Annotated in this window: 20 protein-coding genes; 11 read left to right on the top strand and 9 right to left on the bottom strand. The window is 70.3% G+C overall.

Going from position 1 to position 21,582, the window contains the following annotated elements:
- Positions 1 to 418: 418 nt before the first annotated feature.
- Positions 419 to 1,699, bottom strand: coding sequence for a polysaccharide deacetylase family protein (locus tag EOT10_RS10440; protein ID WP_127827807.1), 1,281 nt, complete (start codon positions 1,697 to 1,699; stop codon positions 419 to 421).
- A 350-nt stretch (positions 1,700 to 2,049) separates the two neighbouring features.
- On the opposite strand from EOT10_RS10440, the gene EOT10_RS10435 reads away from it, so the two are divergent.
- The 6 genes from EOT10_RS10435 (at position 2,050) to EOT10_RS41895 (ending at position 10,059) form a co-directional block, all read left to right on the top strand.
- A complete protein-coding gene (locus tag EOT10_RS10435) occupies positions 2,050 to 4,416 on the top strand; it encodes a bifunctional SulP family inorganic anion transporter/carbonic anhydrase (protein WP_127827806.1) in 2,367 nt (788 codons plus the stop codon).
- 173 nt (positions 4,417 to 4,589) lie between these two features.
- Positions 4,590 to 6,548 (top strand): acetate--CoA ligase, encoded by a 1,959-nt coding sequence (gene acs, locus EOT10_RS10430; RefSeq protein ID WP_189491389.1) that lies wholly within the window; start codon positions 4,590 to 4,592, stop codon positions 6,546 to 6,548.
- A gap of 208 nt (positions 6,549 to 6,756) precedes the next feature.
- Positions 6,757 to 8,172, top strand: a complete 1,416-nt coding sequence (gene nhaA, locus EOT10_RS10425; RefSeq protein ID WP_127827804.1) for a Na+/H+ antiporter NhaA — start codon at positions 6,757 to 6,759, stop codon at positions 8,170 to 8,172.
- Between the two features lie 78 nt (positions 8,173 to 8,250).
- The gene (locus EOT10_RS10420) at positions 8,251 to 8,760 is read left to right on the top strand and encodes a phage holin family protein (RefSeq protein ID WP_127827803.1); all 510 of its coding nucleotides are present in this window, start codon (positions 8,251 to 8,253) and stop codon (positions 8,758 to 8,760) included.
- Positions 8,757 to 9,707, top strand: coding sequence for an alpha/beta fold hydrolase (locus tag EOT10_RS10415; RefSeq protein ID WP_127827802.1), 951 nt, complete (start codon positions 8,757 to 8,759; stop codon positions 9,705 to 9,707). The genes EOT10_RS10420 and EOT10_RS10415 overlap by 4 nt, the downstream gene beginning before the upstream one ends.
- Positions 9,708 to 9,870: 163 nt before the next feature.
- Positions 9,871 to 10,059 (top strand): hypothetical protein, encoded by a 189-nt coding sequence (locus EOT10_RS41895; RefSeq protein ID WP_127827801.1) that lies wholly within the window; start codon positions 9,871 to 9,873, stop codon positions 10,057 to 10,059.
- Between the two features lie 36 nt (positions 10,060 to 10,095).
- On the opposite strand, the gene EOT10_RS10405 is transcribed toward EOT10_RS41895, so the two are convergent.
- The 3 genes from EOT10_RS10405 to nth are packed head-to-tail and all read right to left on the bottom strand — an operon-like array spanning position 10,096 to position 13,167.
- Positions 10,096 to 11,295, bottom strand: a complete 1,200-nt coding sequence (locus EOT10_RS10405) for a MarP family serine protease (protein ID WP_127827800.1) — start codon at positions 11,293 to 11,295, stop codon at positions 10,096 to 10,098.
- Between the two features lie 13 nt (positions 11,296 to 11,308).
- Positions 11,309 to 12,025 (bottom strand): NUDIX hydrolase, encoded by a 717-nt coding sequence (locus EOT10_RS10400; protein ID WP_189491387.1) that lies wholly within the window; start codon positions 12,023 to 12,025, stop codon positions 11,309 to 11,311.
- Positions 12,026 to 12,084: 59 nt separating this feature from the next.
- Entirely contained in the window at positions 12,085 to 13,167 is a 1,083-nt protein-coding gene (gene nth / locus EOT10_RS10395) for an endonuclease III (RefSeq protein ID WP_431313271.1), read from the bottom strand.
- A 243-nt stretch (positions 13,168 to 13,410) separates the two neighbouring features.
- Between nth and EOT10_RS10390 the strand changes: the two genes are divergently transcribed.
- The 3 genes from EOT10_RS10390 to EOT10_RS10380 all read left to right on the top strand — a co-directional run bounded on the left by EOT10_RS10390 (position 13,411) and on the right by EOT10_RS10380 (position 15,886).
- Entirely contained in the window at positions 13,411 to 14,085 is a 675-nt protein-coding gene (locus EOT10_RS10390; RefSeq protein WP_100596519.1) for a Crp/Fnr family transcriptional regulator, read from the top strand.
- A gap of 110 nt (positions 14,086 to 14,195) precedes the next feature.
- Entirely contained in the window at positions 14,196 to 14,996 is an 801-nt protein-coding gene (locus EOT10_RS10385) for a nucleotidyltransferase domain-containing protein (RefSeq protein ID WP_127827798.1), read from the top strand.
- A gap of 20 nt (positions 14,997 to 15,016) precedes the next feature.
- Positions 15,017 to 15,886: a sigma-70 family RNA polymerase sigma factor gene (locus EOT10_RS10380; protein ID WP_127827797.1), complete on the top strand. Its 870-nt coding sequence runs from the start codon at positions 15,017 to 15,019 to the stop codon at positions 15,884 to 15,886.
- Here EOT10_RS10380 and EOT10_RS10375 read toward each other — a convergent pair.
- The 4 genes from EOT10_RS10375 to sp36 all read right to left on the bottom strand — a co-directional run bounded on the left by EOT10_RS10375 (position 15,883) and on the right by sp36 (position 18,496).
- Positions 15,883 to 16,713, bottom strand: a complete 831-nt coding sequence (locus tag EOT10_RS10375; RefSeq protein ID WP_127827796.1) for an MBL fold metallo-hydrolase — start codon at positions 16,711 to 16,713, stop codon at positions 15,883 to 15,885. The two genes, EOT10_RS10380 and EOT10_RS10375, sit on opposite strands and share 4 nt — an antisense overlap.
- Positions 16,710 to 17,582, bottom strand: a complete 873-nt coding sequence (locus EOT10_RS10370; RefSeq protein WP_127827795.1) for an NUDIX hydrolase — start codon at positions 17,580 to 17,582, stop codon at positions 16,710 to 16,712. Before EOT10_RS10370 ends, EOT10_RS10375 begins: the two co-directional genes overlap by 4 nt.
- Before the next feature lie 288 nt (positions 17,583 to 17,870).
- Positions 17,871 to 18,341 (bottom strand): RidA family protein, encoded by a 471-nt coding sequence (locus EOT10_RS10365; RefSeq protein WP_127827794.1) that lies wholly within the window; start codon positions 18,339 to 18,341, stop codon positions 17,871 to 17,873.
- The gene (gene sp36 / locus EOT10_RS10360) at positions 18,338 to 18,496 is read right to left on the bottom strand and encodes a Sp36 family protein (protein ID WP_003967454.1); all 159 of its coding nucleotides are present in this window, start codon (positions 18,494 to 18,496) and stop codon (positions 18,338 to 18,340) included. The genes EOT10_RS10365 and sp36 overlap by 4 nt, the downstream gene beginning before the upstream one ends.
- 81 nt (positions 18,497 to 18,577) lie before the next feature.
- Between sp36 and bagA the strand changes: the two genes are divergently transcribed.
- Positions 18,578 to 19,555 carry an ATPase BagA gene (bagA, locus tag EOT10_RS10355; RefSeq protein WP_127827793.1) on the top strand — a complete coding sequence of 326 codons (978 nt, stop codon included), beginning with the start codon at positions 18,578 to 18,580 and terminating at the stop codon, positions 19,553 to 19,555.
- A 6-nt stretch (positions 19,556 to 19,561) separates the two neighbouring features.
- Entirely contained in the window at positions 19,562 to 20,896 is a 1,335-nt protein-coding gene (gene bagB, locus EOT10_RS10350; protein WP_127827792.1) for an ATPase BagB, read from the top strand.
- 95 nt (positions 20,897 to 20,991) lie between these two features.
- Here the strand turns inward: bagB and EOT10_RS10345 are convergent, their stop codons facing one another.
- The gene (locus EOT10_RS10345; RefSeq protein WP_127827791.1) at positions 20,992 to 21,336 is read right to left on the bottom strand and encodes a WhiB family transcriptional regulator; all 345 of its coding nucleotides are present in this window, start codon (positions 21,334 to 21,336) and stop codon (positions 20,992 to 20,994) included.
- Positions 21,337 to 21,582 lie beyond the last annotated feature (246 nt).

The raw sequence follows: 21,582 nt of genomic DNA, 5'->3' as shown, positions 1-21,582 counted from the left end.
CCTGGCAGCCCAGGTCGACCCCGCGTTCGTCCTGCGGGAGAGCGTGGCGGCCCCGGCCTGACCTCCCGCACCCACCGACGGACGGAGTCCGGCGCAGCGCCCCGAAGCCCGCGCAGCGGCGCGAGGGGCGCACGAAGCGGAATCTGCCCTGGCAGCCCAGGTCGACCCCGCGTTCGTCCTGCGGGAGAGCGTGGCGGCCCCGGCCTGACCTCCCGCACCCACCGACGGACGGAGTCCGGCGCAGCGCCCCGAAGCCCGCGCAGCGGCGCGAGGGGCGCACGAAGCGGAATCTGCCCTGGCAGCCCAGGTCGACCCCGCGTTCGTCCTGCGGGAGAGCGTGGCGGCCCCGGCCTGACCTCCCGCACTCGCCTGGCAGCCCAGCCCGACAGACCGGCCATGCCCGACAGCGTCGCTTCGCTTACCGCCTGACCGCCGGCGCGCCCGGTACCCCCTTGGGTGCCGGGGCGGGGCTGGTCGACAGGAAGGACGTCCAGCCCTGCTTCGGGGCCTCGCCGACGCCCAGCGTGGCGAGGCGGTCCAGGGTCTTCGGGTCCTGTGCGTCCAGCCAGTCGGCGAGCTGCCGGAAGGAGACGCAGCGGACTTCGGGCTTGTTGCACACGGTGTCGACGGTCTCCTCGACGGCACGCATGTAATTGCCGCCGTTCCAGGACTCGAAGTGGTTGCCGATGATCAGCGGCGCGCGGTTGCCCCGGTAGGCGCGGTCGAAGCCCTGGAGCAGGCCGTCGCGCATCTGGTCACCCCAGAGCTCCTGCTTGTCGGGGTCGCCCTGGGTCGCGGTGCCCGATTGGTTGACCATGAAGTTGTAGTCCATCGTGAGCTGTTCGTACGAGTGCCCGGGGAAGGGCACGAGCTGCATCGACAGGTCCCACAGACCGTCCTTCTTCTTGGGCCAGACCTGGTCGTCGACCCCGCTGGTGTCGTAGCGGAAGCCGAGTTGGCGGGCCGCGCGCCGGAAGTTCTTCTGGCCCTCCAGGCACGGGGTGCGCGCCCCGATGAGCTCCTTGTCGTAGTCGAAGGGGAGCGGGGCCGCATTCTTCATGCCCGCGTTCGTCTTCCAGGACTTCACGAACGACTTGGCCTGGCCGATCTCGCTCTTCCAGTCGGCGACCGACCACTCGCCGACGCCGCCGCCCTTGCCACAGAAGTGGCCGTTGAAGTGCGTCCCGATCTCGTTGCCCTCGAGCCAGGCGCCGCGGACCTGGTCCACGGTGTCCTTGATTCCCTGGGCGTCGTTGAAGCCGATGTCCGAGCTGCCCGGGGAATGCTGCGGCGGCCGGTAGAGGTCGCGCTTCTCCTCGGGGAGCATGTACACGCCGCTGAGGAAGTACGTCATCGTCGCATTGTTCCGCTTGGCGACCTTGCGGAAGCGGGAGAACAGCTTCTGACTGTCCTCCCCCGCGCCGTCCCACGAGAACACGACGAACTGCGGCGGCTTCTGCCCGGCCTTCAGGCGCTCGGCCCTGGGCAGATGCGGCTGACCTCCGGTGTACGCGGTCGAGCCGTCCCCGATCAGCCGCATCGCGCTCCCCGGCGCGGGGGCCGGGGCCGCCTTCCTGGGGCCCGGTGCGCCTTTCTCGGGTCTGCTCGCGCCTGGGTCACCGGTCGCGCAACCGGACAGGACAGCGGCACAGGCCGCGACGGCGGTGAAGCCCGCGGCGAGCCTCTTGGTGGCGGCCATGTTCCGCCCACCTTCTTCCTTGGGTCTCTTCGGTTGAGGACAGACGCAATGCGGCGAAATGCCGTATTTGCCGATGGCGCCGCCCAACGTCGCACGAGACCTGAAGGTGAATTAATACGACAAGCCGAAGAAAGGCCTCATTCACCCGCCGGGGTGAATCAGTGCCCCATTTGCCCCGATAATCCGTCCACAACCTTTACTCTGCATTACGATCCATTTACCGAGCGTTCCCATTTGTCGAGCGTTGATCATCCCGCCGCTGCACGCCGTGATCCACGGCCGCGCCCCTGCCCCGCCACAGCCGGGGCCCCTCGTTCCGCGACCGCGCTGCCCCGGAGGAGACGGGAAACATGTCAGCCTGCGTCCCCACACGCCCCGCCGATCCGACACGGACCGACGAATCCAGCCGTACGCATCCACCCCACAGCCCGCCACCGGCGCCCCGCCGCCGGTTCCGCGTCACGGGCGCCGACCTGTCCGCGTCCGCCGCGGTCTTCCTGATCGCCCTGCCCCTGTCCCTCGGAATCGCCCTCGCCACCGGAGCCCCGCTCCAGTCGGGACTCGTCGCCGCCGCCGTCGGCGGACTCGTGGCCGGCCGCCTCGGCGGCTCCCCCCTCCAGGTCAGCGGCCCGGCCGCCGGCCTCACCGTCGTCACCGCCGACCTGATCCACCGCTACGGATGGCGGACGACCTGCGCGATCACCGTCATCGCCGGCATCGCCCAACTAGCCCTCGGCTGCCTGCGGGTGGCCCGCACCGCGCTCGCCGTGTCCCCCGCCGTCGTCCACGGCATGCTCGCCGGAATCGGCGTCACCATCGCGGTCGCCCAGCTGCACATCGTGCTCGGCGGCACCCCCCAGAGCGCCGTGCTCGACAACCTCCGCGCCCTGCCCGCCCAGTTGGCGCGCGTGGACACCGCCGCGCTGTTCCTGAGCCTCCTCACGCTCGCGGTCCTCTTCGCCTGGCCCCGGATCCCCGGCAGGGCCGGGCGCGCCCTGCGCCGGGTGCCCGCCGCACTGGTCGCCGTCGCCTGCGCCACCGCGACGGCTGCGAGCGCGGGAATCGCCGTGACCAAGGTCGACCTGCCGTCCTGGAGCAGCCACGCCCTGGCCGGCCTGGCAGGCCTGGCCGGGGGACCCGTCCTCGGCATCGCCGCGGCCGTGCTGACCGTGACGCTCGTGTGCAGCGTGCAGTCGCTGCTCGGCGCCGTCGCCGTGGACAAGCTCGCGTCCGCCAAGCCCGCCCTGCGACCGGAGGTACGCCGCTCCGACCTGGACCGGGAGCTGCTCGGCCAGGGCGCGGCCAACGTCGTCTCCGGCGCCCTCGGCGGACTCCCCGTCGCAGGCGTCGCGGTCCGCAGCGCGGCGAATGTGAACGCGGGCGGCGAGTCCAGGAACTCCACGATGCTGCACGGCGTTTGGGTAGTAGTGGCCGCGCTCCTCCTGGTCCCCGTCCTGGATCTGATCCCCCTCGCCTCCCTCGCCGCCCTGGTGATGGCCGTCGGCATCCAGATGGTGTCCCTGCACCACATCCGTACGGTCACCCGCCACCGTGAGGCTCTCGTCTACGCCGTGACGACGCTCGGTGTGGTCGTCCTCGGAGTACTCGGAGGGGTCGGGCTCGGCATCGCGGTCGCCGTCGGGGTCGCCCTGCACCGGCTCGCCCGTACGCGGATCACCCACACCGTGGACGGCGAGGACGCGACGGGAGGTGGCGGGACGCATCTGGTGCGGGTGCGCGGGCAGTTGACGTTCCTCGCCGTGCCCCGGCTCAGCCGCGTACTGCATCAGGTGCCGCAAGGTGCCGACTGTGTCGTGGAGTTGGACGGGTCGTTCATGGACCATGCCGCGTTCGAGGCGTTGCAGGACTGGCAGAAGGCGCATGTCGCGCAGGGCGGCTCGGTCGAGGTGACCGGGCGGGCCGGGGCGCGTATCGCCGAGCCGGCGACGGCCTCGCACTCGTGCTGCCGGCCGTGGACGCCCTGGCGCAACCACCACTGCGACCGCCCGCAGCCGGAGGCCGGCGCTCCGCCGGAGCGCGGTGGCGGACACCAACTGGCGAGCGGCATCAGTGCGTTCCAGCGAAACACGGCGCCGCACGTGCGGGACGAGCTGGCCCGGCTCGCCCGAGAGGGACAGCGCCCCACGCAGCTGTTCCTGACCTGCGCCGACTCCCGGGTCGTGACGTCGATGATCACGTCCAGCGGACCGGGCGACCTCTTCGTCGTCAGGAACGTGGGGAACCTGGTGCCCCTGCCGGGCGCCGAGGGCGGTGACGACTCGGTCGCCGCCGCCATCGAGTACGCGGTCGACGTCCTGAAGGTGCAGTCGATCACCGTGTGCGGGCACTCGGGGTGCGGCGCGATGCAGGCGCTGCTGACCGGCCCTCCCGAGGGCGGCGCGCAGACACCCCTGAAGCGCTGGCTGCGGCACGGCCTGCCGAGCCTGGCGCGCGTGGCCGACGAGAACCAGCCGTGGGCGCGGCTCGCCGGCCGCGCGCCCGCCGACGCCGTCGAGCAGCTCTGCCTGACGAACGTCGTCCAGCAGCTGGAACATCTGCGCGCCCACGAGTCGGTGGCCCGCAGACTCCAGCAGGGCACGCTCGAACTGCACGGGATGTACTTCCACGTGGGCGAGGCGCAGGCCTATCTGCTCACCGAGCGGCCGGACGAGGTGTTCGACCAGGTGGCGCCGGCGGGCGAACTGCGCCCGGCCTGAACCCGTTCGGGGCGGCATGCGTGCCGGTGAGTGGAATCATCGGCACGTACGCGGAGAGCCCAACAGGTCTAAACCATTTTTTCGGGCCCCCCTTGTCACCGAGGGGGGCCGTCTGATGAGCTGTGGACTGGGACACAACGGTCGCCCCGGCAAAGCACCGTAAGGGAGATGTCGTGAGCAACGAAAGCCTGGCCAACCTTCTTAAAGAAGAACGAAGGTTCGCGCCGCCGGCCGACCTGGCGGCCGCCGCCAACGTCACCGCGGAGGCGTACGAGCAGGCCAAGGCTGACAGGCTCGGCTTCTGGGCCGAGCAGGCCCGCCGGCTGACCTGGGCCACCGAACCGACCGAGACCCTCGACTGGTCGAACCCGCCGTTCGCCAAGTGGTTCGCCGACGGCAAGCTGAACGTCGCGTACAACTGCGTGGACCGCCACGTCGAGGCCGGGAACGGTGACCGGGTCGCCATCCACTTCGAGGGTGAGCCGGGCGACAGCCGCGCCATCACCTACGCGGAGCTCAAGGATGAGGTCAGCCGGGCCGCCAACGCGCTGACGGAGCTGGGCGTTCGGACCGGCGACCGGGTCGCCGTCTACCTGCCGATGATCCCCGAGGCCGTCGTCGCGATGCTGGCCTGCGCCCGCATCGGCGCCGCGCACTCCGTCGTCTTCGGCGGTTTCTCGGCCGACGCCATCGCCACCCGCATCCAGGACGCCGACGCCAAGGTCGTCATCACCTCCGACGGCGGCTACCGCAGGGGCAAGCCCTCGGCGCTCAAGCCGGCGGTGGACGAGGCGATCGAGCGCGTCGACAACGTGGAGCACGTACTCGTCGTCCGGCGCACCGGCCAGGACGTCGCGTGGACCGAGGGCCGCGACGTGTGGTGGCACGAGATCACGCAGCGCCAGTCCGCGGAGCACACGCCCGAGGCGTTCGAGGCCGAGCAGCCGCTGTTCATCCTCTACACGTCCGGCACGACGGGTAAGCCCAAGGGCATCCTGCACACTTCCGGCGGCTACCTCACGCAGGCCTCGTACACCCACCACGCGGTGTTCGACCTCAAGCCGGAGACCGACGTCTACTGGTGCACCGCCGACATCGGCTGGGTCACCGGGCACTCGTACATCACCTACGGCCCGCTCTCGAACGGCGCGACGCAGGTCATCTACGAGGGCACCCCGGACACCCCGCACCAGGGCCGCTTCTGGGAGATCGTGCAGAAGTACGGGGTGACGATCCTGTACACGGCGCCGACGGCGATCCGCACGTTCATGAAGTGGGGCGACGACATCCCCGCCAAGTTCGACCTGAGCAGTCTGCGGGTCCTCGGCTCGGTCGGCGAGCCGATCAACCCCGAGGCCTGGATGTGGTACCGGAAGAACATCGGCGCCGACAAGTGCCCCATCGTGGACACCTGGTGGCAGACCGAGACCGGCGCGATGATGATCTCCCCGCTGCCCGGCGTCACCGAGACCAAGCCGGGCTCCGCCCAGCGCGCCCTGCCCGGTATCTCGGCGACGGTCGTCGACGACGAGGCGCGCGAGGTGCCGGACGGCGGCGGCGGTTACCTGGTCCTCACCGAGCCGTGGCCGTCGATGCTGCGCACCATCTGGGGCGACGACCAGCGGTTCATCGACACGTACTGGTCCCGCTTCGAGGGCAAGTACTTCGCCGGTGACGGCGCCAAGAAGGACGAGGACGGCGACATCTGGCTCCTCGGCCGCGTGGACGACGTGATGCTCGTGTCCGGGCACAACATCTCGACCACCGAGGTCGAGTCGGCGCTCGTCTCGCACCCCTCGGTCGCCGAGGCGGCGGTCGTGGGCGCGGCGGACGAGACGACCGGCCAGGCCATCGTCGCCTTCGTCATCCTGCGGGGCACGGCGTCCGCCGACGACGACGGTCTCGTCGCCGACCTGCGCAACCACGTGGGCGCGACCCTCGGCCCGATCGCCAAGCCGAAGCGGGTCCTGCCCGTCGCCGAGCTGCCCAAGACGCGCTCCGGGAAGATCATGCGGCGCCTGCTGCGCGACGTCGCGGAGAACCGGGAGCTGGGCGACGTCACGACGCTCACCGACTCGTCCGTGATGGACCTGATCCAGACCAAGCTGCCGGCCGCGCCCAGCGAGGACTGACCGCACGCACACCACGAATCGGGCACCCGGCGCCGAGCGCGCCGGGTGCCCGATTCGTACGTAAGGTGATGATCACCAGGTACGGCCCGCGTACACCCGGTAGGGTGAATACCTCACATGGTGTGCCGGGAAGTCTGGTCGGCAACGCCGTCGGCGACCCCTCGCCGAGGCGTTCGCGAAAGCCGAACCCGACCGGAGGTCCCCCGCCGTGGCCGCGCCCAGCAAGACGCCCGCCCCCAGCAAGAACGGCCGCAAGGCCCTCGGCCGGCTCTCCCTTCCCGAGCGGACGTTCGTAGCGGATGCTCTGCGGACCGAGACCGTCGGCGGCGTCCTGCTCCTGGTCGCCGCGATCGCCGCCCTGATCTGGGCGAACACCCCGCTCAGCGACAGCTACGAGTCCGTACGCGACTTCCACATCGGCCCCTCCGCGCTCGGCCTCCACCTGTCCGTCCAGCACTGGGCCGCCGACGGGCTCCTCGCGGTGTTCTTCTTCGTCGCCGGTATCGAGCTCAAGCGGGAACTCGTCGCGGGCGACCTGCGCGACCCCAAGGCGGCCATGCTGCCCGTCGCCGCCGCGCTGTGCGGCATGGCGGTCCCCGCGCTCGTCTACTTCCTCGTCAACATCACGGGCGGCGGCTCGCTCGACGGCTGGGCCGTGCCGACCGCCACCGACATCGCGTTCGCGCTCGCCGTCCTCGCGGTCATCGGCACCTCGCTGCCGTCGTCCCTGCGCGCGTTCCTGCTCACGCTCGCCGTCGTCGACGACCTCTTCGCGATCCTGATCATCGCGATCTTCTTCACCAGCGACATCGACTTCGCCGCGCTCGCCGGCGCCGTCGTCGGCCTCGCCGTCTTCTGGCTGCTCCTGCGCAAGGGCGTACGCGGCTGGTACGTCTACGTACCGCTCGCCCTCGTGATCTGGGGCCTGATGTACAACAGCGGCATCCACTCCACGATCGCCGGTGTCGCCATGGGGCTCATGCTGCGGTGCACCCGGCGGGAGGGCGAGGAGCACTCGCCCGGCGAGCACATCGAGCACCTGGTGCGCCCGTTCTCGGCGGGGCTCGCCGTGCCGCTGTTCGCCCTGTTCAGCGCGGGCGTCGTGGTGTCGGGCAGCGCCCTGGGCGACGTATTCACCAAGCCGGAGACGCTCGGTGTGGTGCTCGGCCTCGTCGTCGGCAAGGCCGTCGGCATCTTCGGCGGGACCTGGCTCACGGCGCGCTTCACCAGGGCGTCGCTCTCCGACGAGCTGGCCTGGCCCGACGTGTTCGCGGTGGCGTCCCTCGCCGGCATCGGCTTCACCGTCTCGCTCCTGATCGGCGAACTCGCCTTCACCGAGAACCCGCTGCTGACCGACGAGATCAAGGCCGCCGTCCTGCTGGGCTCCCTCATCGCGGCCGTCCTGTCCACCGTCCTGCTCAAGATCCGCAACGCCAAGTACCGCGCGATGTGCGCCGACGAGGAGCGCGACGAAGACCTAGACGGCATCCCGGACATCTACGAGGAGGACAACCCGGAGTACCACTTGCGGATGGCGGAGATCTACGAGAAGAAGGCCGCCGAACACCGCAGGCTTGCCGAAGTGACGGGCGGGGCAAGCGAGGGGAGCGGTCGTCCGGCATGATCTGACAGCAGGTCCGCACGGACGGAAGCACCCACACACTTCACGCACACACTTCTACAGAAGGACAGGGAGTACGCGATGAGCGCACCCGACGGCAGCCCGGTCGGCGCCGAACGCAGCATCGGCCAGCTGTTCGCCTCGGCGACGACCGAGATGTCCGCACTGGTGCACGACGAGATCGCCCTCGCGAAGGTGCAGCTGAAGCAGGATGTGAAGCGGGGGGCGATCGGCAGTGCCGCGTTCATCGTGGCCGCGACCATGCTGATCTTCTCCCTGCCCATGCTGAGCTTCGCCCTCGCCTACGGCATCAACTCCTGGACCGGCGGACACAACGGCAACGGCGGCTGGAACCTCGCCTGGTGCTTCCTGCTGTCCTTCGCCGCGAGCGTCCTCCTCGCCGTCCTCCTCGCGCTGATCGGCGTCGCCGTGCTCAAGAAGGCCAAGAAGGGCAAGGCCCCGCAGAAGGTCGCCGCCTCGGTCAAGGAGACGGCGGGCGTACTGGGGAACGCCAAACCGCACCCCCGTCAGGTGACCCCGGCGAACCGAGTCGGTGACTCGGTCGAGGCTGTGGCACGCTCGACCTCATGACGGACCCCGCCACACCTTCGGCTCAACCCGCCTCGGTCGTACGCATCGGCATCCCGGGCGGCCGCGAGCTGACCCACCGGGACGTCGCCGCGAACGGCGCGCGCTTCCACATCGCCGAGACGGGCGACGGGCCGCTGGTCCTGCTCCTGCACGGCTTCCCGCAGTTCTGGTGGACGTGGCGGCACCAGATGGTGGCGCTCGCCGACGCCGGGTTCCGGGCCGTGGCCATGGACCTGCGCGGCGTCGGCGGCAGCGACCGCACCCCGCGCGGCTACGACCCGGCGAACCTCGCCCTCGACATCACGGGCGTCGTACGGTCCCTCGGCGAGCCCGACGCGGCGCTCGTCGGACACGACCTGGGCGGCTATCTCGCGTGGACCGCGGCCGTGATGCGGCCCAAGCTGGTGCGCCGGCTCGTGGTCTCCTCCATGCCCCATCCCCGGCGCTGGCGCTCGGCCATGCTCTCCGACCTCAAGCAGACCGCGGCCGGCAGTTACGTCTGGGGCTTCCAGCGGCCGTGGCTGCCGGAGCGTCAGCTCGTCGCGGACGACGGCGCCTTGGTCGGGCGGCTGATCCGGGACTGGTCCGGGCCGCAGCTGCCGGACGACGAGGCGGTGGACGTGTACCGGCGCGCCATGTGCATCCCGTCCACGGCGCACTGCTCGGTCGAGCCGTACCGGTGGATGGTGCGCTCGATGGCCCGTCCGGACGGCATCCAGTTCAACCGGCGCATGAAGCGTCCGGTGCGGGTGCCGACGCTGCATCTGCACGGCTCGCTCGACCCCGTGATGCGCACGCGCAGCGCGGCGGGCTCCGGCGAGTACGTCGAAGCCCCGTACCGCTGGCGGCTGTTCGACGGACTCGGACACTTCCCGCACGAGGAGGACCCGGTCGCGTTCTCGAACGAACTGGTGAACTGGCTGAAGGACCCGGAACCGGACCGCTAGGCGCGCCCCGCCGCCGCCTCACCCGCCCGTCGCACGATCGGGTGACGCGTTCGAGCCATGTCCTGGAACAACTGTCCCTCGAACTGCCAATTGCCTGGCGCATAGGCCAATTGGGGGGCGTGAGGGCGATTACCGACCTTGGGGCCCGGGCACACGTCGGGGTATGGGCTGGACGCACGACTACAGTGACGCAGCACGCAACCGCCGCTCAGCCACCGTGCTGAGCCGTCACCCGGGGGGTGGCCCGCAGGAATCGGGCCATGACCAGACCCCTCCGGTGATCAACATTCCCCGCATCCTGCGGCGCCGGGCCCGCTGGGTCTCGGCCCGGCTGCGGCATACGCGCGACTGACCGCTCACCGGCCCGGCCGGCGCCGCCTCCAGCACCTCACAGGGCGCACTTGTCGCTGTCCACCTGCTGGTTGGCGGCGCGGCCGCGGTCGATGTCCTGACTGATCTCGTCACGGGTGAGCGCGTAGCCGGTCTGTGCGCTGTCGAGCGACTTCGCGAAGACCACGCCGTACACCTTGCCCTGGGGCGTGAGCAGCGGGCCGCCGGAGTTGCCCTGGCGGACGGTCGCGTAGAGCGAGTACACATCGCGTCGCACGGTGCCGCGGTGGTAGATGTCCGGGCCGTTGGCCGTGATGCGGCCGCGCACGCGCGCGGGGCGGACGTCGTACGCGCCGTTCTCCGGGAAGCCCGCGACGATCGCGCTGTTGCCGCGCGCGGCGTCCGTGGACGTGAACTGGAGCGGGGGCGCCTTCAGGGTCGGTACGTCGAGTACGGCGATGTCGCGCTTCCAGTCGTAGAGGACGACCTTCGCCGCGTACATCCGGCCCTCGCCGCCTATCTGCACGTTCGGCTCGTCGACGCCGCCGACCACGTGCGCGTTCGTCATGACGCGGCGGTCGGCGAAGACGAAGCCGCTGCCTTCGAGGACCTTGCCGCAACTGGGCGCCTGGCCGGTCACCTTGACGATGGAGCGCTTGGCGGTCGCCACGACCGGGCTGTTGGCCAGCCTCGGGTCGGGGGGCTGGACCTCCGTGATCGGCTCGTTCGAGAACGGGCTGAAGACCTGCGGGAAGCCGTTCTGCGCGAGCGCGGACGAGAAGTCCGCGAACCAGGTGTTGGCCTGCGCGGGCAGGGCCCGGGAGACGCCGAGGAGCACCTTGGAGTTGCGCACCTCCTTGCCGAGCGTGGGCAGCGTCGTGCCGGCCAGGGCCGAGCCGATGAGCCAGGCGACGAGGAGCATCGCCACCACGTTGACCACGGCGCCGCCCGTGGCGTCCAGGGCACGGGCCGGCGACCACGTGATGTACCGGCGCAGCTTGTTGCCCAGGTGGGTGGTGAACGCCTGTCCCACGGAGGCACAGACGATGACCACGATGACGGCGACGACCGCGGCGGTCGTGCTCACCTTCGCCCCGTCCGTGACCGCGCTCCAGACGGCGGGCAGGACGTAGACAGCGACGAGGCCGCCGCCCAGGAAGCCGATCACCGACAGGATGCCGACGACGAAGCCCTGGCGGTAGCCCACGATCGCGAACCACACGGCGGCGACGAGCAACAGGATGTCCAGCACATTCACGTGGGCCACCCTGTCACGAGCGCCAGTCGAGTGGGACCTCGTTACCGCGGTCCCAGGGACGTTCCCATCCCGCGTAGTGCAGGATGCGGTCGATCACTCCGGCCGTAAAGCCCCAGACCAGAGCCGATTCGACGAGGAAGGCCGGGCCCTTGTGGCCGCTCGGGTGGACCGTCGTCGCGCGGTGGCGCGGATCCGTGAGATCCGCCACGGGGACCGTGAAGACCCGGGCCGTCTCCGCCGGGTCGACCGCCTGGACCGGCGACGGCATACGCCACCAGCCGAGCACCGGCGTCACCACGAAGCGGCTCACAGGGATGTACAGCTTCGGCAGGACGCCGAACAGCTGGACGCCACGGGGATCGAGCCCGGTCTCCTCCTCCGCCTCGCGCAGGGCGGCGCGCAGCGGCCCGTCAGCGCGCGGATCGCCGTCCTCCGGGTCGAGGGCGCCGCCCGGGAAGGACGGCTGCCCCGCGTGCGAGCGCAGCGACGTGGCCCGCTCCATGAGCAGCAGCTCGGGCCCGCGCTCGCCCTCACCGAAGAGGATCAGTACGGCGGACTGCCGCCCCGCACCGTCCTCGGGCGGCAGGAACCGGCTCAGCTGGAGCGGCTCGACCGTGTCGGCGGCCTTCACCACCGGGTCGAGCCATTCGGGCAGCCCCTCGCGGCTCAGCCGCACGGGCTCGTCCTTCGCGATGCGCGCCTCGTGCGCCTCGCTGTGTGCATGTGACATGGGCACCCCCGTCCAACTGAACACAACGCCTGCGTCCCCGCCGTTCGTTCCGCGACAGCTCACCCGCCCGTGGCGGGCGGGGGCGCGGTGCCGCCGAGCGGGGGCGCGGGGATGCCGCCGGCGTCCAGATAGGACTGCGGGGGTTTCAGGCGCTGGCCCGGGAATCCGCCCTTCTCGTACTTGAGCAGCTTCCGCGCCTTCTCCGGGTCGGTCTCGCCCTCCCCGTACGCCGGGCAGAGCGGGGCGATGGGGCAGGCGCCGCACGCGGGCTTGCGGGCGTGGCAGATCCGGCGGCCGTGGAAGATCACGCGGTGCGAGAGCATCGTCCAGTCGCTCTTCGGGAAGAGCTCGCCGATGGCCTTCTCGACCTTGTCCGGGTCGGTCTCCTCGGTCCACTTCCAGCGCCGTACGAGCCGTCCGAAGTGCGTGTCCACGGTGATTCCGGGGCGCCCGAACGCGTTCCCCATCACCACGAAGGCGGTCTTGCGGCCCACACCGGGCAGCTTGACGAGGTCTTCGAGACGTCCCGGGACCTCGCCCCCGTACTCATCTCTCAGGGCCGCGGCGAGCCCCATGATCGACTTCGTCTTGGCACGGAAGAACCCGGTGGGCCGGATCAGCTCCTCGACAGCCTCGGGATCGGCGGCGGCGAGATCCTCCGGGGCCGGATACCTGGCGAAGAGGGCGGGCGTCGTCTGATTGACCCGCAGATCGGTGGTCTGGGCGGAGAGCACGGTGGCGACGAGCAGCTGGAAGGGATTCTCGAAGTCGAGCTCGGGGTGGGCGTACGGGTACACCTCGGCGAGCTCACGATTGATCCGCCGGGCCCGCCGGACAAGAGCGGTACGGGACTCGGCCTTACCGACAGCCTTCTTCACGGGCTTCACGGCACCAGCCGTCCCCGCCGCCCCAGCAGCCTTCTTGCTGACCGCAGCCTTCACGGACTTCGAAGCACCGGCCGCCGCCCCCACCCCCGCGCCCTTCCTGGTGGCGGCAGCCTTACGCGTGACAGCGGCCTTCTTCCCGGAGGCCACAGAGGCATCGCCACCCCCGCCACCACCAGCCCGCTTTACCCCTTTTGCCGCTTTCTCGGGCGCGACCGAAGCCTGTTCGCCCACAGCGGAATCGCGGCCTGCAGTCACCGTCCCAGCCCCCTTGGCCTGTGCTCTCACCGGCGTTTTGGACACTCGGCCAGCCTAAAGGCACCCGCTGACATCCGCCGTTGACCCCACAGATCGGTCCCCGATTGGCCCCCTCCCCCACAGCTTGTGGCGCAGGTGCGGCAGACTTGTGCCTGAGTGACTGATCACACTGTTTGGACCGTCCGGCAAAATGGGGAGCGCCAACCCGGTCCCCGGATGCAGGTCGACATAGGAGAGAAACTCGTGGACGACGTTCTGCGGCGCGCCCCGCTCTTCGCGGCGCTCGATGATGAGCAGGCCGCGGAGCTCCGCGCCTCCATGAGTGAGGTGACGCTCGCTCGCGGCGACGCCCTCTTCCACGAGGGCGACCCCGGAGACCGCCTCTACGTGGTCACCGAGGGCAAGGTGAAGCTCCACCGCACCTCGCCCGACGGCCGCGAGAACATGCTCGCGGTGCTCGGCCCCGGCGAGCTGATCGGCGAGCTCTCGCTGTTCGACCCCGGCCCGCGCACGGCGACCGCCTCCGCGCTGACCGAGGTCAAGCTCCTCGGCCTCGGCCACGGCGACCTCCTGCCCTGGCTGAACGCACGCCCGGAGGTCGCCTCCGCCCTGCTGCGTGCCGTGGCCCGGCGCCTGCGCAAGACCAACGACCAGATGTCCGACCTGGTCTTCTCCGACGTGCCGGGCCGCGTGGCCCGCGCACTCCTGGACCTCTCGCGCCGCTTCGGCGTGCAGTCCGAGGAGGGCATCCACGTCGTGCACGACCTGACGCAGGAAGAGCTGGCCCAGCTGGTCGGCGCCTCCCGCGAGACGGTGAACAAGGCGCTCGCGGACTTCGCGGGCCGCGGCTGGCTCCGCCTGGAGGCGCGCGCCGTGATCCTGCTCGACGTGGAGCGCCTCGCGAAGCGCTCGCGCTGACGCACCGGTCGGTCCCGCTCCCCTCCCAGGGAGGCGGGACCGACCGTTCCCAACTTCCTCTCCCCAGAAAATGCCGGGCACCGGACCGCCCCACCCGGCACAGTGGCCGCATGGCCACCACCACCCGAGGGCTCGACAGCCAGGGCTACATCGCGCGCGAAGGTTCCCTGGACCTGATCCAGCAGGAGTTCCGCCCCCTGGTGACGGCGGCCCGGGACCAACTGCTCTCGGCCTTCGGCCCCCGTATGACGAGCCTGTACCTCTACGGTTCTGTGCCGCGCGGCACGGCACGGCCCGGCCGCAGCGACCTGGACGTCCTCATCGCCCTGAGCGACGAACCGACGGGCGAGGACAGATCCGCGGCCAAAGCCCTGGCCGAGAGCCTGGACAAGGGCTCCCCGCAGATCGACGGCGTAGGCCTGCTGATCGTCAGCAGAACGCAAGTCCTCAGCGACCTCGAACGGCACGACCTCGGCTGGTTCGTGGCCTGCCTCTGTACACCGCTCCTGGGCGAGGACCTGGCCGAACACCTGCCGCGCTACCGCCCCGACGCGCTCCTGGCCCGGGAGACGAACGGCGACCTGGCCCTGTTCCTGCCGCGCTGGCGCGAACGCATCGCCCGGGGCGACGACCCGCGCACCCTCGACCGCCTGATGTCCCGTCACCTGGTCCGCACGGGCTTCACCCTCGTCATGCCCCGCTGGAACGGCTGGACCAGCGATCTGACGCGGATGGCCGAGGTGTTCGGCACGTACTACCCGCAGCGGGCGGACGAGATGAGACGGGCGGCCGAGGCGGCGTACGAACCGACGGGCGCCCCGCACACTCTTCGCACGTACACCGAGGACCTCGGCCCGTGGCTGGCGGCAGAATACGAAGCCGTGCACGGGCTGAAGGCCCCCCGCCCCTGACCCGGGAAGCAGGACACCGAATGAGTTCAGCGTCGACGGACACCCTGGCCGAGCGGTTCGAGGAGTCACGGGGGCATCTGCGTGCCGTGGCCTACCGGATGCTCGGTTCGATCGGCGAGGCGGAGGACGCCGTACAGGAGACCTGGCTGAGGCTCCAGCGCACCGACACCTCAACCATCGAGAACCTCGGCGGCTGGCTCACCACGGTCACAGGACGAATCTGTCTAGACGCCCTCCGCTCCCGCAAGTCCAGAGCCGAAGAACCGCTCGACACCCACGTACCCGACCCCCTGATCGCCTCCCCCGACACCCCGGACCCCGAACAACAGGCGCTCCAGGCCGACTCGGTGGGCCTGGCGCTGCTGATCGTCCTGGACTCACTGGCACCGGCCGAACGTCTCGCGTTCGTACTGCACGACATGTTCGCGGTGCCGTTCGACGACATCGCGCCGATCGTGGAGCGCACGCCGGCGGCGACCCGGCAGCTGGCGAGCAGGGCGCGGCGGCGCGTCCAGGGAGCGCCGGCGCCGGAGACGGACATCGCCCGGCAGCGCGTGGTCGTGGAAGCGTTCCTCTCGGCGGCCCGCGAGGGCGACTTCGAACGCCTCGTCGCGGTCCTGGACCCGGACATCCTCCTGCGCGCGGACGGCGGCGCCACGGGCGTGTCGCGCCTGCTCCAGGGTGCCCACGCGGTGGCGTCCGGAGCGATCATGTTCCAGCGCATGACACCGCAGAACATCCGCTTCGTGGTGGTCAACGGCACGATCGGCCTGCTCTCGCTCCCGGACGGCCGCGCGACGTCGCTCATGGCCTTCACGATCACGAACGACAGGGTCACCGAACTCAACGTCGTGGCGGACGAGGAGCGCCTGGCGGCCCTGGGCTTCTAGATCAGCCCGTGTTCCTTCAAATAATCAAGCTGCGCGAGGACGGACAACTCGGCCGCCGGCCACAGCGAGCGGTCCACGCCCGCGTAGACATGGGCGACGATCTCCGAGGCGGAGACGTATCCGTTCTCGACGGCGGTCTCGATCTGGGCGAGCCGGTTGGCCCGGTGGGCGAGGTAGAACTCGACGGCGCCCTGGGCGTCTTCGAGGACGGGCCCGTGCCCGGGCAGCACGACGTGCACCCCGTCATCCACAGTCAGGGACCGCAGCCGCCGCAGCGAGTCGAGGTAGTCCCCGAGGCGCCCGTCGGGATGGGCGACGACGGTGGTCCCGCGCCCGAGCACGGTGTCGCCGGTCAGCACGGCCCGGTCGGCGGGCAGATGGAAGCACAGCGAATCAGCGGTGTGCCCGGGCGCGGAAACAACACGCAACTCAAGCCCACCAACTTCCACCACATCACCACCCCCAAGCCCCTCGTCCCCCAGACGCAGAGCGGGATCGAGGGCCCGCACCTTGGTCCGGGTCAGCTCGGCGAACCGAGCGGCACCGTCGGCGTGATCGGGATGGCCATGAGTAAGCAGGGTCAGAGCAACCCGCTTCCCAGCCGCCTCGGCCACGCCCACGACATGCTGCAGATGCACATCATCGAGCGGCCCCGGATCGATCACGACGGCCAGCTCGGAATCAGGCTCGGAAACGATCCACGTATTGGTCCCGTCAAGGGTCATCGCGGAAGCATTGGGCGCCAGCACGTTGATCGCACGCGCCGTGGCAGGCCCCGACAGGACACCGCCGCGGGGCTGGCCGGGAAGAGCGGCTGCTTCGGTCATGCGGAGGCTCCCCCGGACGCAGGAATGTGCTTGGTGAACTCATCATGACCGGGCCAGGACAAAACAATCTCCCCACCCTCCATCCGGGCCCGGGCGAGCACAGGCTCCAGATCCTGCGCCGCGGCCCCCAGGAGAGCCCCCTCGGCACTCTCGAAGCCGGCCAGCGCCCGCAAGGTCGCGATGGTGGGCGGCATCATCATGAGCTCACCCTTGTCGTACCCCTCAGCCGCGTCCCCCGGCCGGATCCACACGGTCCGATCGGCCTCGGTGGAGGCGTTACGGGTACGCTGCCCGGCCGGCAGAGCGGCGACGAAGAACCAGGTGTCGTACCGCCGGGGCTCGAACTCGGGCGTGATCCACCGCGCCCAGGCCCCCAGCAGATCCGTCCGCAGCACGAGCCCGCGCCGCGCGAGAAACTCCCCGAAGGACAACTCCCGCGCCACGAGCGCCTCCCGGTCGGCCTCCCAGGACTCACCCGTCGTATCACCCACCACAGAGGTCCCGTCGGGCCCGGCGAGCAGCACGCCCGCCTCCTCGTAGGTCTCCCGCACGGCGGCACAGACGATCGCCTGCGCCGACCGCTCGTCCACCCCGAGCCGAGCCGCCCACGCCTCACGCGAAGGCCCGGCCCACCGCACGACCGACTCGTCGTCGCGTGGATCGACACCCCCGCCGGGATACGCGTACGCGCCCCCGGCGAAAGCCATGGAGGCGCGTCTGCGCAACATGTGCACCTCGGGACCGGCGGCCCCGTCACGCAGCAGCATGACGGTCGCGGCCCGCCGGGGCACGGCGGCCACGAGCTCACCCGACGCAAGCGCACGGATCCGCTCGGGCCACTCCGGGGGGTACCACTGCCCATTCGCCATGGCCGGAGGCTATCCGCTGTCACCCAGATGTTCGAGAGCCAACCAACGATCAAGCACAGCCCGCACAGACCCCGCAGACCCCACCGGCCCCACCGGCGATCAGGCGCGTACGAGACGGGAGGGGCCGTGGCGGGATGTGCGCCCGGAGCCACCAGCACCACGCGCACGCGGCATGATCTCGCGGAACGAGGCCCCGTAGAACAGCGAGCACGTACATCCCGGCGCGGCCCCACACCCAAAAAAACCGGACCGCACCGAACAAGCTCCGAACCAAAACGGAACGGCCTGTCAGCCCGAAACGAGCTCGACCTGAACCTCGACCTCAACAGGCGCGTCCAGCGGCAGAACGGCCACGCCCACGGCGGACCGAGCGTGCACACCCTTCTCACCGAGAACCTCGGCGAACAGCTCGCTGGCTCCGTTCACGACACCCGGCTGCCCGGTGAAATCCGTGGCGGAGGCCACAAACCCAACAACCTTGACAACCCGCGCAACCCGATCGAGATCGCCCACCACGGACTTGACCGCGGCGAGAGCGTTCAGCGCACAGATCCGGGCCAGCTCCTTGGCCTGCTCGGCGGTGACCTCGGCCCCCACCTTCCCGGTGAGGGAAAGCTTCCCGTCCACCATCGGCAACTGCCCGGCCGTGTACACGTACGCACCGGACTGAACGGCCGGCTGATAAGCGGCGAGCGGCGGCACCACCTCGGGCAGGGTCAGCCCGAGCTCGGCGAGGCGCGCGTCGACGACCCCACTCATGCCTTCTCCCGCTTCAGGTAGGCCACGAGCTGCTCGGGGTTGTTCGGCCCGGGCACGACCTGGACGAGCTCCCAGCCGTCCTCGCCCCAGGTGTCCAGAATCTGCTTGGTCGCGTGCACGAGAAGGGGCACGGTCGCGTATTCCCACTTGGTCATGCCGCCGACTGTAGCCGCTGGACCGGCGATGACCGACAGCCTCCTGCGTAGCCCGCGCGCGGACTGGTTAGGCTCGAAGACGTGAGCAGGCTCCAGGTCGTCAGCGGCAAGGGCGGTACCGGAAAGACCACGGTCGCCGCCGCACTGGCGCTCGCCCTCGCGACAGAGGGCAAGCGCACTCTCCTGGTGGAGGTGGAAGGACGCCAGGGCATCGCACAGCTCTTCGAGACAGAAGCTCTGCCGTACGAGGAACGGAAGATCGCGGTGGCCCCGGGGGGCGGCGAGGTGTTCGCACTCGCCATCGACCCCGAGTTGGCCCTCCTCGACTACCTCCAGATGTTCTACAAGCTGGGCGGCGCGGGCCGCGCGCTCAAAAAACTGGGCGCGATCGACTTCGCGACGACGGTCGCGCCCGGCCTGAGGGACGTACTCCTCACGGGCAAGGCCTGCGAGGCGGTACGCCGCAAGACAAAGCAGAACAAATACACCTACGACTACGTGGTGATGGACGCCCCGCCCACCGGCCGCATCACGCGCTTCCTGAACGTGAACGACGAGGTGGCGGGCCTGGCGAAGATCGGCCCGATACACAACCAGGCGCAGGCGGTCATGAGGGTCCTCAAGTCCCCCGAAACCGCAGTCCACTTGGTGACGCTCCTTGAGGAGATGCCGGTCCAGGAGACATCGGACGGCATCGCGGAGCTACAGGCGGCGAACCTCCCCGTGGGCAGGGTCATCGTGAACATGGTGCGCCCGGCGATCCTGGACGAGACGGAACTGGCGCTGGCGCAGGGTGGCGCGTCCCGCACGGCGATCGCCAAGTCACTGTCGTCGGCGGGCCTGGGCGGCGCCAGGAAGGGCGGCAACGCCGAACGTCTGGTGACCCCGCTCCTCGACCAGGCGGCCGAGTACGCGGAACGGCACGACCTTGAGCACGGCCAGCGCGCGGTGCTTGCCGAGTCGGGCCTGCCGCTGCACGAACTGCCGCTGCTGGCCGAGGGGATGGACCTGGCGGGCCTGTACCGGCTGGCCACGGAACTGCGGAAGCAAGGGATCTAGAGACATATGACGCCGCCCCTGAGTCTGGACCCGGCCCACACCCGCATCCTCGACGTGGACCCTCTCATCGACGACCCGAAGACCCGCATCGTGGTGTGCTGCGGATCGGGCGGCGTGGGCAAGACGACCACGGCGGCGGCGCTCGGCCTGCGCGCGGCCGAACGCGGCCGGAAGGTCGTCGTGCTGACGATCGACCCGGCGCGCAGGCTGGCGCAGTCGATGGGCATCGACTCGCTGGACAACACGCCGCGCCGCGTGAAGGGCATCGAGACCGTCGAAGGAGCGGACGGCGGCGAACTGCACGCGATGATGCTCGACATGAAGCGCACGTTCGACGAGATCGTCGAGGCGCACGCGGACGGCCAGCGGGCGGAGGCCATCCTCGGCAACCCCTTCTACCAGTCGCTCTCGGCGGGCTTCGCGGGCACGCAGGAGTACATGGCGATGGAGAAGCTGGGCCAGCTGCGGGCCCGCGACGAGTGGGACCTCATCGTCGTCGACACGCCTCCGTCTCGTTCGGCACTCGACTTCCTGGACGCGCCGAAACGTCTCGGCTCGTTCCTGGACGGGAAGCTGATCCGCATCCTGATGGCGCCGGCGAAGGTCGGCGGCCGGGCGGGCATGAAGTTCCTGAACGTCGGGATGTCGATGATGACGGGAGCGCTGGGCAAGCTGCTCGGCGGTCAACTCCTGCGCGACGTCCAGACGTTCGTGGCCGCGATGGACACGATGTTCGGCGGGTTCCGCACGCGCGCCGACGCCACGTACAAGCTGCTCCAGGCCCCCGGCACGGCGTTCCTGGTGGTGGCGGCCCCGGAGCGGGACGCGCTGCGCGAGGCGGCGTACTTCGTGGAACGCCTGGCCGCGGAGGACATGCCGCTGGCCGGTCTCGTACTGAACCGGGTGCACGGCAGCGGTGCCGCGCAGCTGTCGGCCGAGCGGGCGCTGGCCGCCGCAGAAAATCTTGACGAGCGCGGCATTGTGGATCAGGAGGCCGGGAATGTAGAGCTGCGTACTCCCGAAGAGGCCGCACTCACAGACGACACGACGACCACAGCAACCACCCCACAAGCCACCGCCACGGCAGCCACCACAACCCCCGCAGCTCCCCCAGCTCCCGCAGCCACAGACCAACTGACCGCAGCCCTGCTGCGCCTGCACGCGGAACGCATGCAGCTACTGGCACGCGAACAACGCACACGCGACCGCTTCGCGGCGCTCCACCCGGAGGTGGCGGTCACCGAGGTCGGCGCCCTGCCGGGCGACGTGCACGACCTGGCGGGCCTTCGGACCATCGGGGACCGGCTCGCGGCCGGGTCGAACCCGGCCGGAGCTGTGTGAGCCGTCACAACGCCACGGCAGCGCCGCAACAGTGCCTGAGCGGTGGTACCCCAGCAGCGCTGTAGCGGTGCCGCAGAAGCGGCGCGCCATACCGGTCACCCCACGGCGGCATACCTCTCGTACGTCTCGTCGTCGTCGATGTCCACGGGCAGCAGGCCCGCACCGCGCTCGTACTCCGTACGAGCCGTCTCGAGCAGCCGGCGCCACGAGGTGACGGTGGGCCGCCTGCGCAGCAGCGCGCGGCGTTCCCGCTCAGTCATGCCACCCCACACGCCGAACTCGACGCGGTTGTCGAGCGCGTCGGCCAGGCACTCGGTCCGCACCGGACATCCGGTGCACACCGCCTTCGCCCGGTTCTGCGCTGCTCCTTGAACGAACAGTTCATCTGGATCGGTAGTGCGGCAGGCCGCCTGCGCACTCCAGTCGACTACCCAGCCCATACCGGCGCCGTCCTCTCCCGAATCGAGGCTCCCCCACGGCGGCAAGCGGCATATTCACCGCCGCCAGTTGAGGACGTTACGGAAGGTGGGCACAGCGCAACACCCCCTTCGGGCCCAATCTTGAATGGCCCGAACGGACTATGCGTAAGCGGCAGATCACCCGACGGAGTGAGCCGAGGGCATGCGCGACTACCCCGGCATACCGGGACATTTCAGTTGAGTCACAGCGGACACCAGGTGACACAC

Source organism: Streptomyces antnestii (assembly GCF_004005495.1).
In the GTDB taxonomy this organism is placed as follows: domain Bacteria; phylum Actinomycetota; class Actinomycetes; order Streptomycetales; family Streptomycetaceae; genus Streptomyces; species Streptomyces antnestii.
The sequence above is the reverse complement of the archived record's forward strand: the minus strand, read 5'-3'. Positions and strand labels throughout refer to the sequence as shown.

Coding starts and splice junctions, on each gene's coding strand:
- EOT10_RS10440 (WP_127827807.1), bottom strand. CDS start 1,699: ATGGCCGCCACCAAGAGGCTCGCCGCGGGCTTCACCGCCGTCGCGGCC.
- EOT10_RS10435 (WP_127827806.1), top strand. CDS start 2,050: ATGTCAGCCTGCGTCCCCACACGCCCCGCCGATCCGACACGGACCGAC.
- EOT10_RS10420 (WP_127827803.1), top strand. CDS start 8,251: ATGAGCGCACCCGACGGCAGCCCGGTCGGCGCCGAACGCAGCATCGGC.
- EOT10_RS10415 (WP_127827802.1), top strand. CDS start 8,757: ATGACGGACCCCGCCACACCTTCGGCTCAACCCGCCTCGGTCGTACGC.
- EOT10_RS41895 (WP_127827801.1), top strand. CDS start 9,871: ATGGGCTGGACGCACGACTACAGTGACGCAGCACGCAACCGCCGCTCA.
- EOT10_RS10400 (WP_189491387.1), bottom strand. CDS start 12,025: ATGTCACATGCACACAGCGAGGCGCACGAGGCGCGCATCGCGAAGGAC.
- EOT10_RS10385 (WP_127827798.1), top strand. CDS start 14,196: ATGGCCACCACCACCCGAGGGCTCGACAGCCAGGGCTACATCGCGCGC.
- EOT10_RS10380 (WP_127827797.1), top strand. CDS start 15,017: ATGAGTTCAGCGTCGACGGACACCCTGGCCGAGCGGTTCGAGGAGTCA.
- EOT10_RS10375 (WP_127827796.1), bottom strand. CDS start 16,713: ATGACCGAAGCAGCCGCTCTTCCCGGCCAGCCCCGCGGCGGTGTCCTG.
- EOT10_RS10370 (WP_127827795.1), bottom strand. CDS start 17,582: ATGGCGAATGGGCAGTGGTACCCCCCGGAGTGGCCCGAGCGGATCCGT.
- EOT10_RS10365 (WP_127827794.1), bottom strand. CDS start 18,341: ATGAGTGGGGTCGTCGACGCGCGCCTCGCCGAGCTCGGGCTGACCCTG.
- sp36 (WP_003967454.1), bottom strand. CDS start 18,496: ATGACCAAGTGGGAATACGCGACCGTGCCCCTTCTCGTGCACGCGACC.
- bagB (WP_127827792.1), top strand. CDS start 19,562: ATGACGCCGCCCCTGAGTCTGGACCCGGCCCACACCCGCATCCTCGAC.
- EOT10_RS10345 (WP_127827791.1), bottom strand. CDS start 21,336: ATGGGCTGGGTAGTCGACTGGAGTGCGCAGGCGGCCTGCCGCACTACC.